This is a genomic window from Burkholderia sp. AU30280 (assembly GCF_020420125.1).
Classification (GTDB): Bacteria; Pseudomonadota; Gammaproteobacteria; order Burkholderiales; family Burkholderiaceae; genus Burkholderia.
In genome coordinates this window covers 290,364-305,955 of sequence record NZ_JAIZRY010000005.1, presented here as the reverse complement: position 1 = coordinate 305,955, position 15,592 = coordinate 290,364, and the positions used below count along the sequence as shown (strand labels likewise).

14 protein-coding genes are annotated in these 15,592 nt (G+C 67.1%); 4 read left to right on the top strand and 10 right to left on the bottom strand.

From position 1 onward, the window contains the following. Nucleotides 1–52: 52 nt before the first annotated feature. The gene (gene prpC / locus LGN17_RS14210; RefSeq protein ID WP_175965148.1) at nucleotides 53–1,225 is read right to left on the bottom strand and encodes a 2-methylcitrate synthase; all 1,173 of its coding nucleotides are present in this window, start codon (nucleotides 1,223–1,225) and stop codon (nucleotides 53–55) included. A gap of 163 nt (nucleotides 1,226–1,388) precedes the next feature. Continuing rightward, nucleotides 1,389–2,282, bottom strand: coding sequence for a methylisocitrate lyase (prpB, locus tag LGN17_RS14205; protein ID WP_175952661.1), 894 nt, complete (start codon nucleotides 2,280–2,282; stop codon nucleotides 1,389–1,391). A gap of 170 nt (nucleotides 2,283–2,452) precedes the next feature. Between prpB and prpR the strand changes: the two genes are divergently transcribed. Further along, nucleotides 2,453–4,435 carry a propionate catabolism operon regulatory protein PrpR gene (prpR, locus tag LGN17_RS14200; RefSeq protein WP_226197366.1) on the top strand — a complete coding sequence of 661 codons (1,983 nt, stop codon included), beginning with the start codon at nucleotides 2,453–2,455 and terminating at the stop codon, nucleotides 4,433–4,435. Nucleotides 4,436–4,466: 31 nt separating this feature from the next. On the opposite strand, the gene LGN17_RS14195 is transcribed toward prpR, so the two are convergent. Then, nucleotides 4,467–5,087: a CGNR zinc finger domain-containing protein gene (locus LGN17_RS14195; RefSeq protein WP_226197365.1), complete on the bottom strand. Its 621-nt coding sequence runs from the start codon at nucleotides 5,085–5,087 to the stop codon at nucleotides 4,467–4,469. 277 nt (nucleotides 5,088–5,364) lie between these two features. Between LGN17_RS14195 and LGN17_RS14190 the strand changes: the two genes are divergently transcribed. Beyond that, nucleotides 5,365–5,748, top strand: coding sequence for a VOC family protein (locus LGN17_RS14190; RefSeq protein WP_226197364.1), 384 nt, complete (start codon nucleotides 5,365–5,367; stop codon nucleotides 5,746–5,748). A 147-nt stretch (nucleotides 5,749–5,895) separates the two neighbouring features. Here the strand turns inward: LGN17_RS14190 and LGN17_RS14185 are convergent, their stop codons facing one another. After that, nucleotides 5,896–6,744: an ureidoglycolate lyase gene (locus tag LGN17_RS14185; protein WP_226197363.1), complete on the bottom strand. Its 849-nt coding sequence runs from the start codon at nucleotides 6,742–6,744 to the stop codon at nucleotides 5,896–5,898. A gap of 663 nt (nucleotides 6,745–7,407) precedes the next feature. Here LGN17_RS14185 and LGN17_RS14180 point away from each other — a divergent pair. After that, nucleotides 7,408–8,229, top strand: a complete 822-nt coding sequence (locus LGN17_RS14180) for an IclR family transcriptional regulator (RefSeq protein WP_226197362.1) — start codon at nucleotides 7,408–7,410, stop codon at nucleotides 8,227–8,229. Between the two features lie 173 nt (nucleotides 8,230–8,402). Then, on the top strand, nucleotides 8,403–8,954 hold the full coding sequence (locus LGN17_RS14175; protein WP_034181621.1) for a hypothetical protein: 552 nt from the start codon (nucleotides 8,403–8,405) through the stop codon (nucleotides 8,952–8,954). Nucleotides 8,955–9,618: 664 nt separating this feature from the next. Here LGN17_RS14175 and LGN17_RS14170 read toward each other — a convergent pair. The 6 genes from LGN17_RS14170 to LGN17_RS14145 all read right to left on the bottom strand — a co-directional run bounded on the left by LGN17_RS14170 (nucleotide 9,619) and on the right by LGN17_RS14145 (nucleotide 15,349). Continuing rightward, the gene (locus tag LGN17_RS14170) at nucleotides 9,619–11,976 is read right to left on the bottom strand and encodes a GNAT family N-acetyltransferase (RefSeq protein WP_226197361.1); all 2,358 of its coding nucleotides are present in this window, start codon (nucleotides 11,974–11,976) and stop codon (nucleotides 9,619–9,621) included. Between the two features lie 229 nt (nucleotides 11,977–12,205). After that, the gene (locus tag LGN17_RS14165; RefSeq protein ID WP_226197360.1) at nucleotides 12,206–12,502 is read right to left on the bottom strand and encodes a hypothetical protein; all 297 of its coding nucleotides are present in this window, start codon (nucleotides 12,500–12,502) and stop codon (nucleotides 12,206–12,208) included. Between the two features lie 49 nt (nucleotides 12,503–12,551). Further along, a complete protein-coding gene (locus LGN17_RS14160) occupies nucleotides 12,552–12,851 on the bottom strand; it encodes an H-NS family nucleoid-associated regulatory protein (protein WP_226197359.1) in 300 nt (99 codons plus the stop codon). Between the two features lie 103 nt (nucleotides 12,852–12,954). Continuing rightward, the gene (locus tag LGN17_RS14155; RefSeq protein ID WP_226197358.1) at nucleotides 12,955–13,227 is read right to left on the bottom strand and encodes a hypothetical protein; all 273 of its coding nucleotides are present in this window, start codon (nucleotides 13,225–13,227) and stop codon (nucleotides 12,955–12,957) included. Between the two features lie 61 nt (nucleotides 13,228–13,288). After that, on the bottom strand, nucleotides 13,289–13,816 hold the full coding sequence (locus LGN17_RS14150) for a BON domain-containing protein (RefSeq protein WP_226197357.1): 528 nt from the start codon (nucleotides 13,814–13,816) through the stop codon (nucleotides 13,289–13,291). Between the two features lie 54 nt (nucleotides 13,817–13,870). Beyond that, a complete protein-coding gene (locus tag LGN17_RS14145) occupies nucleotides 13,871–15,349 on the bottom strand; it encodes a sigma-54 interaction domain-containing protein (RefSeq protein ID WP_226197356.1) in 1,479 nt (492 codons plus the stop codon). Between the last annotated feature and the right edge of the window lie 243 nt (nucleotides 15,350–15,592).

Here is a 15,592-nt window from a genome sequence, read left to right as displayed (position 1 = left end):
GCCGGCGCCCCGCCGGCCGCCCCTCCCGGGGGGCCGGCCCGCGGCTGGCGGATCAGCGCTTCTCGATCGGCACGAACTGCAGGTCTTCCGGACCGGTGTAGTTCGCGCTCGGGCGGATGATCTTGTTGTCGATGCGCTGCTCGATGATGTGCGCGCTCCAGCCGGACGTGCGCGAGATCACGAACAGCGGCGTGAACATCGCGGTCGGCACGCCCATCATGTGATACGACACCGCGCTGAACCAGTCGAGGTTCGGGAACATCTTCTTCGCTTCCCACATCACCGATTCGAGGCGCTCGGCGATGTTGTACAGCTTCAGGTCGCCCGCTTCCTTCGACAGCTTGTGCGCGACGCCCTTGATCACCTTGTTGCGCGGATCGGAGATCGTGTAGACCGGGTGGCCGAAGCCGATCACGACTTCCTTGTTCTCGACGCGGCGGCGGATGTCGGCTTCGGCGTCGTCCGGCGAGCTGTAGCGGCTCTGGATTTCATACGCGACCTCGTTCGCGCCGCCGTGCTTCGGCCCGCGCAGCGCGCCGATCGCGCCGGTGATCGCCGAGTAGATGTCCGAGCCCGTGCCCGCGATCACGCGGCCGGTGAACGTCGACGCGTTGAATTCGTGCTCTGCGTACAGGATCAGCGACGTGTGCATCGCCTCGACCCACGACTTCGACGGCGTCTTGCCGTGCAGCAGGTGCAGGAAGTGGCCGCCGATCGAATCGTCGTCGGTTTCCGTCTCGATGCGCTTGCCGTTGTGCGAGAAGTGATACCAGTACAGCAGCATCGAGCCGAGCGATGCCATCAGGCGGTCGGCGATGTCGCGCGCGCCCGGCAGGTTGTGGTCGTCCTTCTCCGGCAGCACGGTGCCGAGCACCGACACGCCCGTGCGCATCACGTCCATCGGGTGCGCGGACGCCGGGATCTGCTCGAGCGCCGCCTTCAGCGCGCTCGGCAGGCCGCGCAGCGCGCGCAGCTTGGTCTTGTACGCGGCCAGCTCGGTCATGTTCGGCAGCGTGCCGTGCACGAGCAGGTGCGCGATTTCCTCGAATTCGCACGATTCGGCGACGTCGAGAATGTCGTAGCCGCGATAGTGCAGGTCGTTGCCGGTCTTGCCGACCGTGCACAGCGCGGTGTTGCCGGCCGTCACGCCCGACAGCGCCACCGATTTCTTCGGCTTGAATGCGCCTGCGGCGGCCGGTGCAGCTGCGTCTTTCGTCTCGCTCATGTTTCCGTTCTCCAATGTGTATCGGGGGTATCAGCGGTCGGTTGAACCGGCGCCGCGGCGCCGGGCCCGACCGATGCAAAGCCGTCGGGCGGACTTGGCGCTTCAGCGCCTAGTGCGGCCCCATGCAAAGCTCTCCGGAATCGTGTCCCGGCGCGCGGGCGCGTTACTTCTTGCCCTGCGCGAACAGCTCGTCGAGCTTGCGCTCGTATTCGTGATAGCCGAGGAAGTCGTACAGCTCGGCGCGCGTCTGCATCGTCGGCACGGCCGCCTTCTGCGTGCCGTCACGACGCACCGTCTCGTAGAAATTCAGCGCGGCCTTGTTCATCGCGCGATACGCGCCGCAGCAGTACAGCGCAATGTCGACGTTCGCCTCGCGCAGCTCGTCGGTCGTGAAGAACGGCGTCGAACCGAACTCCGTCAGGTTCGCGAGGATCGGCACCTTCACGGCGGCCTTGAAACGACGATAGTCGTCGAGCGTCTTCATCGCTTCCGGGAAGATCATGTCCGCACCGGCTTCGACATAGGCCACCGCGCGCTCGATCGCCGAGTCGATCCCTTCGGCGGCAGCGGCGTCGGTGCGCGCCATGATCACGAACTGGTCGTCGGTGCGCGCATCGACCGCGGCCTTGACGCGATCGACCATTTCTTCGATCGGCACGACTTCCTTGCCCGGGCGGTGGCCGCAGCGCTTCTGGCCGACCTGGTCTTCCATGTGCACGGCCGCGACGCCGGCCTTGATGAACGAGCGGACCGTGCGCGCGATGTTGAATGCGCCGCCCCAGCCCGTGTCGATGTCGACGAGCAGCGGCAGGTCGGTCGCGTTGGTGATCCGGTTCGCGTCGATCAGCACGTCTTCCATCGTGCTGATGCCGAGGTCGGGAATGCCGAGCGAGTTCGCGGCGACGCCGCCACCCGACAGGTACACGGCCTTGAAACCGACGGCCTGCGCCATCTTGGCGGCGTAGGCGGTGATCGCGCCGACCACCTGCAGCGGCTGCTCGGCCGCGACTGCCGCGCGGAATTTCGCGCCGGCGCTCTGAAGATGCGTATTGCTCATGAACGGCCTCCTGAAGGAACGACCATTAACAGCAAGGACCGGGCCAGCTCGCGCAACGTCGCTAACTCACTGATTCTTAAGCACCCGGCACGGGCGGGGCAGCGCCTGATGATTTCAATTTGGCAATTTCATGTTTCAAAAATGAAATCGCGCGCGCATAATCGACCGCCATGGACCTCTCCTCGACCAAGCCCGTCGGCCCGACCGATCGCGCGGCGCGCCCGCGTATCTGGGCGATGGGCATCAGCCGCCTGCGCGAACTTTTTCGCGAGATCGCCGGCGAATTCGACGAACGCGCCGACGTGCGCATCGTCACGCGCGCCTATGAGGATGCGCTCAGCGCGATCGCCGAGGCCGGCACCGCGCGGCCCGACGTGATCGTCGCGGCCGGCTCGAACGGCGGCTTCCTGAAGACGCGTGCGCAGGTGCCGGTGGTGGTCGTGTCGCCGACCGGCTTCGACGTGATGCAGGCGCTCGCACGCGCACGGCGCGACGCGTCGCGGATCGCGCTCGTCAGCGCCGGGGAAACCCCGCCCGAAGTGCGCCGCTTCGTCGCCGCATACGGCCTCGACGTGCAGTTTGCGTCATATCAGTCCGCACAGGAAGCGGAAGCCTGCGTGCACGAACTGCGCGACCGCGGCATCGAGACGATCGTGGGCCCCGGCCTCGTCACCGACCTCGCGGCCAGCGCCGGCATGGGCGCGGTGTTCCTGTATTCGCACGCCTCGGTACGCAAGGCCGTCGATACCGCGCTCGAAGTCGCGTATGCGACGCATGCGGAAGCGTTCCGCCGCCAGCGGCTCGACAACCTGCTCCAGCACCTGCGCGACGGCGTGGTCGCGCTCGATGCGCACGGCCGTGTCGAAGCGATCAACGAGCGGCTTGCGTTGGCGCTCGGGGTCGAACCCGCGGCGGCCGTCGGCCGCGCGCTCGTCGACCTGCGGCCCGAGTTGCGCACGCTGCGCGGCGAGGATGGCGATGCGCTCGCAACCGTGCGCGGCGTGCGCTACGTCGTGCATCGCGGGCCGCTCGTCGATCGCGGCGTCACGTCGGGCAGCGTGCTGACGTTCCAGGAATCGCGCGCGGTCGAACGGCTCGATCGTGCGCTTCGTTCGCAGCCCACCACGCAGCAGTTCGCGGCGCGCTACGCGCTCGACGACGTGGTCGGCGCATCGGCGCCGATGGCGCGCGTGCGCGATCTCGTGCGCCGCTACGCGAAATCCGACGCGACCGTGCTCGTGCTCGGCGAAAGCGGCACCGGCAAGGAGATGATCGCGCAAAGCCTGCACGCGCTGTCCGCGCGGCGCAGCTACCCGTTCGTCGCGGTCAACTGCGGCGCGTTTCCGGAAGCGCTGCTCGAAAGCGAGTTGTTCGGCTATGAGGAAGGCGCGTTCACCGGTGCGCGGCGCGGCGGCAAGACCGGCCTGTTCGAAGCCGCCCATCGCGGTACGCTGTTTCTCGACGAAATCGGCGAAATGCCGCCGTCGCTGCAGAGCCGGCTGCTGCGCGCGCTGCAGGAGCGCGAGGTGATCCGCCTCGGCTCGACCGAGCCGATCCGCATCGACGTGCGCGTGATCGCCGCGACGCACCGTCCGCTGCTCGCGGCCGTCGAGGCCGGCACGTTCCGTGCGGATCTGTATTACCGGCTCAACATCCTGAACGTCGGCCTGCCGCCGCTGCGCGAGCGCGCAGCCGACATCCCGGCGCTCGCGGCCACGCTGCTCGTGCAGGCCGCACGGCGCGAGCCGCGCCTCGCCGAACGCCTGCGCGACGCAAGCGACGCCGCGCGCGTGCTGGGCGCGACGCAGGCAACGCTCGCGCGCTACCGGTGGCCCGGCAACGTGCGCGAACTGCAGAACGTGATCGAGCGGATCGCGGTGGAGCTGGCCGAGGAAGCCGATGAAAACGATGCCGCCGCCGCATGTGCCGCGCTCGCTCCCGACGCGCTGCAGGCGATCGCACCCGAGTTGTTCGCGGCGCCGCCCGACGCGGCCGACAGCGACGATGCGCAGACGCTGCACGCGCGCCGCCGCCGCGCGGAAGCCGACGAGATCCGCGCGGTACTCGACGCGTGCGGCGGTGACCGCGACCGCGCGTGCGCGATGCTCGGCATCAGCAAGACGACGCTGTGGCGGAAGTTGTCGGCGAAGTAGGGCGGCTGACGCGCAGTGAACGGGCCGACCGTCAGTCGGCCTTGTGATAGTGGCGGTACGCCTTCGCGCGATTGCCGCACGACGACATCGAACACCAGCGGCGGCTGCCGTTCTTGCTGTCGTCGATGAACAGCCACTGGCAGGCGTCGTTCGCGCAACGCTTGACCTTCGCAAGACGCGCACCGCCGAGCAGGTCGATCGCCGACCAAAGCACCGGGCTCAGCAGCCCCGCGAGCGTTGCGCCCGTATCCCCGATCCGCCACGCATAGCCTCCGTCGACGCGCGCCAGCGCAACGCGCGGCGACGCTTCCGCCAGGAAGCCGCCGAGCAGCGCGAGATCGTCCTCTTGCGGCTCGCGCCGCTCGGCCTGCGCATAAAAGAGCCGATACAGCGCCTCGCGCAATGCGAGCGCACGCGCGAGCATCGCCGGCTCGCCTTCCGCCACGCCGCGCACGCGGCACTTGTCGGCCAGGCCGGCCGGCACCCCGGCTTGCTCGCGGCACCACGCCAGCAGGTCATCCATCGTTCCGAAGGTTTCCGTCGGCGGGTCGCTGCCACGCCAGTACAGCGTGTTCGCGAAATCGATGCTCAGGGTTTCGGGTGGCGCCGGAATCAGGCAGTCCGTCGTGACGGAAGGTTGCGTATCGCTCATGCCCGGATCGTATCTAACCACCATGCCGGTTGACAAGCCCGCGGACGCTTTCTAACATAACCCGCATGGTGGTTAAAGAGGTTTGCTGCACCGACGTCTCCCTTCAGTTCAAGGAGCCACAGATGATCGATCGCCTTTCCTGCGGAGTTATCCACAACGACCGAAACCGTGCGTTCTACGACAGCGCGCTCGGCGCGCTCCGCTACAAGCGGCTGGCATGGTGCCTATAGGCGGGTTTGCCGCACTGACGTCCCCCTTCAGTTCAAGGAGCCAACAGATGATCGATCACCTTTCCTTCGGCGTCGCCCACATCGGCCGCAGCCGCGCGTTCTACGACAGCACGCTCGGCGCGCTCGGCTACAAGCGGCTGTACAGCGACGACGGCTCGATCGGGTACGGCGCGACCGAGCCGCAGCTGTGGTTGCAATATGCGCCTCGCCCCGTCGCGCCTGATCCCGACTCGGGGATGCACCTGTCGTTCAAGGCCGCTTCGCCCGTCGAGGTCGACGCGTTCTACCGCGCCGCGCTCGAGCACGGCGGCCAGGACAACGGCGGGCCCGGCAAGCGCGAGCACTACGGCCCCGGCTACTACGCGGCGTTCGTCGTCGATCCCGACGGGTATCGGCTGGAAGCGCATTGCGAACTCGACAACGTCGTGTGATCGAACCCGCGCACACCGCGTACGAACGGCAAGGGCCCGATTCCGCATTACGCGGATTCGGGCCCTTGGTTTTGACGCGTCAGCGTCAGCATCCGGTTTCCGGCGACCGCCTGCTGCGGTCGCTCAACGGGATCGCGGCTCGTTCGGTTACTGTGCGCCGCGCGTGTGCTGCAACTGCTCGCCGAGCCCTTCGACGCCGAGGCGCACGATCTGGCCGGCCTTGAGGAATACCGGCGACGGCTTGATGCCCATGCCGACCCCTGGCGGCGTGCCGGTCGTGATCACGTCGCCCGGCTGCAGCGTCATGCAGCTCGACAGATAGGCGATCAGCTGCGCGACGGTGAACACCATCGTGCGCGTGTTGCCGTGCTGATAACGGTGGCCGTCGATTTCGAGCCACAGTTCGAGACGCTGCGGATCGGGCACCTCGTCGCGCGTGACGAGCCACGGACCGATCGGGCCGAACGTGTCGAAGCCCTTGCCCTTGTCCCACTGGCCGCCGCGCTCGAGCTGCCATTCGCGCTCGGACAGGTCGTTGACGACGCAGTAGCCCGCGACGTAATCCAGTGCGCGCGCTTCGTCGACGTCCTTGCAGGTCGCGCCGATCACGACGCCCAGCTCGACTTCCCAGTCGGTCTTGACCGAGCCCTTCGGAATGTCGATGCCGTCGTTCGGGCCGCAGATCGAACTCGTCCACTTGCCGAACACGACCGGCTCCTTCGGCACCGGCATGCCGGCTTCGGCCGCGTGATCGGCGTAGTTCAGGCCGATGCCGATGAACTTGCCGACGTGCCCGACGCACGCGCCGATGCGCGGCTCGCCCGGCACGAGCGGCAGCGTGGCCGGATCGATCGCACGCAGCCGCGCGAGACCCGCGTCGGACAGCACGTCACCGGACAAGTCCGGCACATGCGCGGACAGGTCGCGAATCCGGCCGTCCGCGTCGAGAATCCCGGGCTTTTCCTGGCCGGACGGGCCATAGCGAAGCAGTTTCATCGTGGTCAACCTCTGTTGTCGAATGGGACAGGATTCCGGCCGACGCGGCCCTTCGCGGCCGCACGCCGGACTGATTGTCGATCGTCGATTGCCCGCGTCGGCGCCGCATCCGGCATGCCGTCGACACGCGAGGGTCGCGCGGGCGCAGCGATCGTGGCGCCGCACGGAAGTATGGCGCACATCGAACGGGCGGCCGCCGGTCTGCGCATCGGCGACGACGGCCCGGCACCCGCGACATGGTCCGGCCCGTACCGGCCGGCTTCATGCGCGGCCGCACCGTCGCTGGCCCGCCAACCTTTGTACCACCGGCCGTGCGCGATGAAATGACGCGCGACGGATACCGACTATTGGTGCGCCCGCGGACGCTGCGGCGCAGCATCGCGAATAGCGCCGCCGCCCGATTTCCTTTCGAACACCTTGAACCAGTGCCACCTGTTACAAATACCGGGTATTCGGGGCTTCCCTGTCATCCTGAAAATCAACTGATCCGTTCTTATCCGGTAACGATCGGTAAAAAGACGCTGCATTGCACACTAAATGTTTGTTGTTAAGCTCAAACGGTGGCCTCCGTTGCCACACGCGGGCTCGACACAAGCGAGTTGCAGAATTGGTCAGCGTGCGTCGCCAACCGACCGACGGCAATCCCCCAACCTCACACCGACAATGCAAACAACCAACGACCTGCTTCCCGGCTGCGACGCTCGGGAATCGATGGGCGCAATCGACCGCTATCGCGCGCCCGCGCTCGACAAGGGTCTCGACATTCTCGAACTCCTGTCGGAGCAGAAAGAAGGCCTCACCCGCACCGAAATCACGAAGGAACTCGGACGCAACGCGAGCGAAATCTACCGAATGCTCGAACGCCTCGTCGCGCGCCGCTACGTGATGCGCTCGACCGGCGGCGACCGCTACACGCTCAGTCTCAAGCTGTTCTCGCTCGCGCACCGGCATCCGCCGATGAGCCGGCTCATTGCCGAGGCGTTGCCGCCGATGCAGCGTTTCGCCGACGCCTCCGAACAATCGTGCCACCTGTCCGTCTACGATCGCGGCAACCTGCTCGTGATCGCGCAGGTCGACGGGCCCGGCCCGTGGGGCGTGTCGGTCCGGCTCGGCTCGCGCGTCGGGCTCGCCGATACGGCATCGGGGCGCGTGATGCTGGCGTTCCAGGGCGCCGAGCAGCGCGCGCACATGCTCGTCGAGCACCGCAAGGTCAAGGGCGAAGCGCCGGTGAACGAGCAGGAACTCGCGTACGCGTGCCAGTCCATCCGGCAGGACGGTTACCTGCGCCAGGACAGCCGCCAGGCGTACGGCGTGACCGACCTGACCGCGCCCATCCTCGGGCCGTCCGGCCATGCGATCGCGGTGCTGACGTGCCCATACATGCGCCGGATCGATACGCACATGGCGCCGTCCGTCGACGCGGTCGTCGAAGGGTTGCGCGACACGGCCGCCCGTTTGTCGATGTGCCGCGACGAGACCTGCTGACGCGCAGGCCCGGCGGAGCGCACCGGGTATGGCGCCATTGCGCCGATCCCGGTCGCGCGCAACACCTGCGCGCGGCGCGACGCACGGTGCCATATCGTGCGCCCATGGCGCTACGCTAAAATAGCGGCCCTCTCAAAAACTACGGCGGCCGGTTGTCGCGGCCGTCGTGTCCGATGGATGTCATGGCCAAACTTCTGAACGATCAAGAATTCCAGCGTTTCTCCGAACTTCAGCAGAAGCAGGCAAGCTTCACGATCACGCCCGAAGAGGCGGACGAGCTGCGCGATATCGTCGCGCGCGCGCAAAAGAAGCGCGACGATCGCGCCGCTGCAATGCAGGCGATCGAGAACTACATCGAGCAGTTCGACATCACGCCCGACGAACTCTTCTCGCCCGAGCAGATCGGCGACGCGGCCCGCACCTACGGGCTCATCACAGCGACCAAGAAGGAACGCACGCTGCCGCCGTCGATCACGTTCAACGGCAAGCCGTACCAGTGGACCAAGACGCTTCCGGACGACGTGCGCGGCGCGCTGTTCGAAGCATTCACGTCCGGCGAATCGGTCAAGCGCTTCATCGCGATGCCGAAGGACACCGCGCGCTGTGCACTGACGATCGCCCGCCTCGAGCGCGAAACCGGCGCCGTCTATGCCGATCCGCACCTCGAGGAACTCGCGATTTCGCGCGACCAGGTGAACGACGCGGCATCGAAACTCGCTGCCTGAAGGTAGCCGCGGGCACGGTTCATGCGTGCCCGCCCCCTGCGTGACGCCGGCCTTGGCCGGCGCTGCGCTTGCGGGAACCGCGCGTCCGGGTGCTCCCGAAAAGTCTCACCTTGGCGTCCCGCAGGCGCTCACCCAAGCCTCCCGAAAAAGCTCACCCAGACTCCCGAAGAGCCTCACCCGAGTCTCCCGGATGTTCTCACCGACACTTCCCGCAGATCCTCACCCATGCGCCCCGGAAAGGCTTCCCGATGCCTCCCGGAGACACTCACCGGCGCTTCCCGGGAAGGCTCACCGAGCGCTCCCGTATCGGCTCACCACCGCCATCCCGGAGAAGCTCACCGGCGGCTCCCGAAAAATCTCACCTTTTGGGCAAGTTCGAATTTTCGAGGGTGGAATGCGGTGGTAAATGCGTGCGGACACCTTGCGGAAAGCAGCGACGCGGGACGGATATCGCGCCGAGCGGTACGCGTCTCGCGGTGCCTGATCGGCGCCATTTGCGCGTCGATATTTCCGTTGCGAACAGGCGCCGACACGTTCGCGGTTGCTTCGCTCGCCAGACAGGTTCGACTGCCCTGCATTCCTGTCTGAAACCATCCACAACGTGCCGGGAGGCGGAGGCGTCGACTGCATGCAGCCTCTCCGTGCGTCGCGCCGACGGCACCCGCTACGGCTGCAACTTCATCCTGAAGCCCACGACGCCCGGCTCTTCCGTCGTCGACACCGCAAACCCGCACGCCTTCGCCAGCGAGATCATCGCCGAGTTCTCGCGCAGCGCCTCGCCGATCATCCATGCGGTTCCGCGCGAGCGCGCGTAGTCGATGATGCGCGTCATCAACAGCCGGCCAAGCCCCTTGCCCTTCTGATCGGGTCGTACCGCGATCGCGAACTCCGCCGTCTCGTTGTCGGGATCGGCTACCGCGCGCACCACCGCGAGCGTGTGGTCGCGCCCCGACACATCGGTGAACGACACGATGAACGCCATCTCACGGTCGTAATCGATCTGCGTCATGCGCGCGACCTGCGAATGATCGAAGCTGCGCACCGCACCGAAGAAACGCATCCGCAGATCGTCCGGTGTCATCGCGCCGAGCAGTTCGTTGTGCGCGGCCTCGTCCTCCGGACGGATCGGGCGGATCGTCACCGTCTCGCCGTGCCACTCGAGCGTCTGCTCGAGGTGACGCGGATACGGCATGATCGCGAGCCGGCTGCGCCCTGCCGCCAGCGTGATGCGCGGTGCGATCACCTGCGCGCGGTCGGACAGCACGCGCAGCGTGACCGACATCGCAACGACTTCGCGCACGTCGCAGACGACCTGCGACAGCGCCGTCAACGCGTCGAGCGTCGGCTCGATGGGTGTGCTGCGTGCATACGGCGAGCGCTCCATCACCGCGCGGGCGAGCACGGTGTTCAGCGGCGGCAGGCCATAGACGACGAACGGCGCCGATACGCCGTCCGCGGGCGGCACGGCATAGCGAAACACCGGGCCGAAGTTCGAATCGTCGTACATGTCGACGGTGACATCGACGACTTTCCTCCCGGCCGGCTCGACGGCCGGCTCGCCCTGCAGGCCGAAATGGGACAGCCAGCGCAGCGCGACTTCGCCGGTCATCTCATGCTGACCGGCTTCGACCATCCGGCGCGCATCGGCCTGCGCGGATGCAACGCACTCGGCCGGCTGCAGCGGCGTACCCTCCGGCGTTTGCATCAGCAGTTGCCGCCCGAGGTTGTAGTCGACGAGACGCGCATACGCGCGCGCGAGCCGCTTCGGCGTGGTATGCACGGGAATGCCGTTCGCGTGCAGTGCATCGCGCGTCGCCGCGTCGACCGCGCCGAAGAAACACGCGAGGATGCCGCGATGCGCGTACTGCCGTGATTCGATCAGCGCGCGCGCAACCGCATCGGCCGGCGCGCTGTGGGAAGTCGAATGGACGACGAACAGCGTGCCTGTTTGCGGGAACGGCGCGAGCGCCTTGAGCGCCGCGGCAAAATGCTCGGGGCGCGCATCGTCGCCCAGCGCCAGCGGATTGCCGGGTGACGCGAGATGCGGCAGCGCAGCCGACACGGCCGACGTGGCCGCGGGCGACCAGTCGGCCAGCACGTCGCGTACCTCGGCCACCGCATCGACCGCGAGTTTCGCGACACCCGCATCACTCGTCACGAGCGTGGCCGCGCCGCGCGCCGTGACGCGGCCGACGCCGAGCGTCTCGATCTCGTCGAGCAGATCGTCGAGCGCATCCACACGCACCATCCCCGCGCGCTGGAACGCCGCCGTATAGAGTGCGTCGCCGGGATCCGCGCGGCCGGTGCGCAATGCGAGCACCGGCTTGTTGCGTGCGGCCGCGCGCGCGGCCGACATGAACTTGCGCGCGGCGCGCACGGTATCGAGTTCGAGCAGGATCGCGCGCGTGCCGGGGTCGCTCGCGAGATAGTCGAGCACGTCGCCCGCATCGACATCGGACTCGCCGCCGAGCGCGACGACATGCGAAAAGCCGAGGCCCCGCGCATCGGCCCAGCCGAGCACCGCGTTCGTCAGCGCATTCGATTGCGACACCCATGCGACGCCGCCCGATCGCGCCGTGTAGGCCGGCGCGCCGAAATGCGCATGCCGCGCAGGCGACAGCACGCCGAGGCTGCCCGGCCCGACGATACGGAGCACGAACGGCTTCGCCGCCTTCAGCGTGCGATCGAGCGCGGCGCGATCGGCGTCGGTGCGCGCCTCGCCGACGATCACCGCGGCGCGCGTGCCGAGCTCGCCGAGCTTGCGCACGATGCCGGCCCAGGTCGCGGGCGGCGTGCAGATCACGGCCACCGACGGCGGCGCGGGCAAGCGGTCGACATCGGCAACGACCGGATGCCCGTGCAGGTCACGATACTTCGGATTGACGGGCCACACGGGCCCCTCGAAGGCACCGTCGAGCACGCGCGACCACACCATCGCGCCGATACTGCCCGCGCGCGACGACGCGCCGACGACCGCAACGGACTTGGGCTGGAACAACGCGTCGAGATGGCGAACGGTCACATCGGCTCCCTGCGGTAACGAAAGACGACCCGATCGGCATGCGGCACGCACAGGCCGTACGCCGATCGACGCGAACCCCAAGCATAGGCGAAGCGCATGCGGCTGCCTATATGCCGAACGGCCGACTGTTCGACCCACGTCAACGCCCGCACCATGGGCCTGCGACACGAGCACGGAAGCCATCGGCGCGCACGGTGCAGGCATGCGGCGCGACGCTGCGTCCGCTTCCTCAAAGGTGAGGATTTACAGGAGCCATGGTGAGTATCTTCGGGAAATGCACGGCGCCACGCGCAAACACGCGAAAGGTGATCGGAATTCGCTGCACGCGCGCACCACGAGAATGGCGCAGGCCAATGCGCATGTGCTGCGCAATTGCACGGCTGTTTACCGGAATTCGCCGCGATATGCCGTCGAATCGCAGCGAATACGCAAAACGTGATTCGTTAATTGCGCGGCGTCGCCGTTCAATACGCCATCGGGAATCGCGCCGGGAATGCACAAAAACAAAACGGTGCGACGGCCGCATGGCCGTTCGCACCGTCAGTCAGTACGCGAAAGGTGAGGTTTTTCGGGAGTCAGTCCTTGATCAGGAAACGTGCGCGGTTCTTGCCGAGCCACGTCGGCGCGCGCCCGCGGCCACTCCACGTTTCGCCCGTCTTCGGGTTCAGGTATTTCGGCGGCGACGTACGCTTCGGCTTTGCTCTGGCAGCGGCCGCGCTCACCGGACGAAACCCGAGCTCTTCCGGCGTGATGTCGTATTCCTCGATTTTCGCGCGGATATCGGCAATCGCATCGGCAATCGCTTTTTCGCGTTCCTTGTCGATCTTTTGCTGAAGCCGTTCGAGCTGCACGGTCAGTTGCCTGTAGGTCGCCATATCGATGGGACTCCGTGAGTGTTATTCGTGAAAAATAGATGACTCTCAGCCAACAGTAAAACGCTTCGCCCGATCGTGGTTTCCTCGGCGGGTTATCTCGGGATCAATAACCGCTCTTCTTCTTGCACGCGAAGAGAAGATTTCGCGTGCCGTCATCACTCGATTGCTGCAGCACTTCGAAATCCCCGTTGCAGATCGCCCGGGCGTTGTCCGTGCAATTGCTCCAGTCGCTACCGGTGCATTGCACCTGGGTAGTCGGACGCCCGTCCGAAGTGAACAGCGGCGCGCTGCCGCCACACCCGCCGAGCCCTGCAACCAGTGCCAACACGATGGCCGCCCGAGGCCGCCGACAGACCGACGCAAGCATGTGTTTCATCGTTGTTCCCGTCAACCTTTTTTTGAATGTCGCGAGTATGCCATGCGCAGCCGTTCGGCCGTCAGTTCGGCGTACGGCCGGGTTGCCCGCGCGCCTTGTACGGCAAGCTCTTGCTCGGATCGTCGGTGATGCGAACGAACACCTGCTCGACGTCGGGAAGCGCCTCGAGTTCGCGCTGCAACGCCTGCCGATCGAACGCCGTGTCGGCACATCCTTCGACATAGATGAAACGTCGCTGCACCGTGATCCACAAGCTCGTGCCATGCAGCCGATCGGAGCCGGCGAAGTGCGCCTTCACGGCGTCGGCGATCGGTGCGTCATACATATAAGAATTCGGCTTCGAGCAGCGATGCGCGAGCCAGCAGGTGGTGCCGCGTTCGGCGCGGTAATGCGCGTCGTCCGTCATCTCGGCCCGGGTCATCCATGGGCCGAGCGGCAACGGGCATTCGGCCACGTCCCGCGACAGCGCGATGAACGGATCGTTGTACCAGTTGCGCCGCGCCTCGGGCGCGTCGGTGTCGCCGGACTGCGCGAACGCGGAGGTCGCCAGCAATAGGGTCAGCCAAGCCGCGATGCCGATCCGTTTCATCGTGATCTCCTGTTCGATGCTTCGCGTCGAAGCGCGTCGGTTTTGCCGATCGGCTTACCGGTCGATGCCCAGCGCCGCCAGTTTCTTGTACAGCGTCGCGCGGCCGATCCCGATGCGCGCGGCCGCTTCCACCACCTTTCCGTCGCAGGCCGCGAGCGCATCGGTCAGGAACTGGCGCTCCCACGCCGCCAATGCATCGGCATACGAGGCGGCCGGCGCGGCAGGCACCTCGCCCGCGCGCCGTTCGACCGGCGACGCGGCCAGCGGCCGAGCCGGTACGGCACTCTCCATCGATACGCGCACCGGCCCAAGGAACGGCGCGAGCGCGCGCGCATCGATCACCGACCGGTCCGACAGCATCAGCGCGCGTTCGAGCGTATTGCGCAACTCGCGAACGTTGCCCGGCCACGGATACGCGCACAGCATCCGCAGCGCATCGTCGGTCAGCTCGCAATGGGCGGCGCGCCCGTGCTGCGCGGCCAGCTCCTCGAGCGTCGCGTAGACGAGCGCCGCGATGTCGGACGCGCGCTCGCGCAGCGGCGGCGCGTGGATCGTCAGCACGTTCAGCCGGTAATAGAGATCCGCGCGAAAACGCCCGGCCGCGACCAGCGCCGGCAGGTCAGCGCTGGTGGCAGCGATGATCCGGACGTCCGCGCGCACGATCCGGTTCGAGCCGACCGGCTCGAATTCCTTGTCCTGCAGCACGCGCAGCAGCTTGCCCTGCAGCGGCAGCGGCATGTCGCCGATCTCGTCGAGAAACAGCGTGCCGCGATCGGCCAGCTCGAACTTGCCGACGCGCCCCTTGCGATCTGCGCCCGTGTAGGCGCCGGGCGCCGCGCCGAAGAATTCGGTTTCGAGCAGCGTGTCGGGAATCGCGGCGACGTTGACGGTCACGAGCGGCTGGAGCGCGCGCGCCGACGCCGCGTGAATCGCATGCGCGAGCAGCTCCTTGCCGGTGCCCGTCTCGCCGAGCAGCAGCACCGGCGAATCGACCTGCGCGGCGCGGCGCGCCTGGCGCTTGGTTTCGAGGCTCGCGGCGCTCGTGCCGACGAAGCTCGCGAACGTGTATTTTGCGCGGCGCGCCTGCGCAAGCGATCGCTGCGTCGCGATCAGTTGCTGCTGAAGCTGTGCGTAGCGGGAGAAGATCGGCGTGAGCGTCTTCAACTGGTCGAACAGCGCGAAGCCGATCGCGCCGACCGTCTCGCCCGCCTCGTTCTTCAGCGGCAGGCGCGTGACGACGAGCGGCTCGCGGCCCGTCTCCATGATGTCGAGCAGGATCGGCTGCCCGGTCGAGACGACCTCGCGCATCAGGCTGTTCGGGATCACGGCCTCGCAGTCGAGGCCGACGGCCTGCTGCGGATCGGCGAAACCGAAGCGCGCCGCGTACCGCTCGTTCATCCACACGACGCGCGCATCGCGATCGACGACCACCGTGCCCGCACTCGAATCCTCGAAGGTCCGGAACAGCGACTCGGCGGCGCGCCGCAGCACGTCGCCGTAGTTGACGGGCAGGCGGGCCCAGTCGTTCATCATCGTGTCTTCGTCTCCGTGTATTTTCGACCGGTTGTCTCCAGAACGAGACGGATTATCTCACTCTGGAGACATGCCGCAAGGCGTTGTCCGGGAAAGCCCTGCCCGATTCGACGGGCTGGCCGGACGGCCATTTCGTCTCCGGATGGAGACGTTTTATGTAGAATCCTCAGACAACGACCGGCGCGGGCCCTCCGGTCTCCGGCGGACCCACGTCCGGCGGCGCAATCCGGCCGATGGCACGAA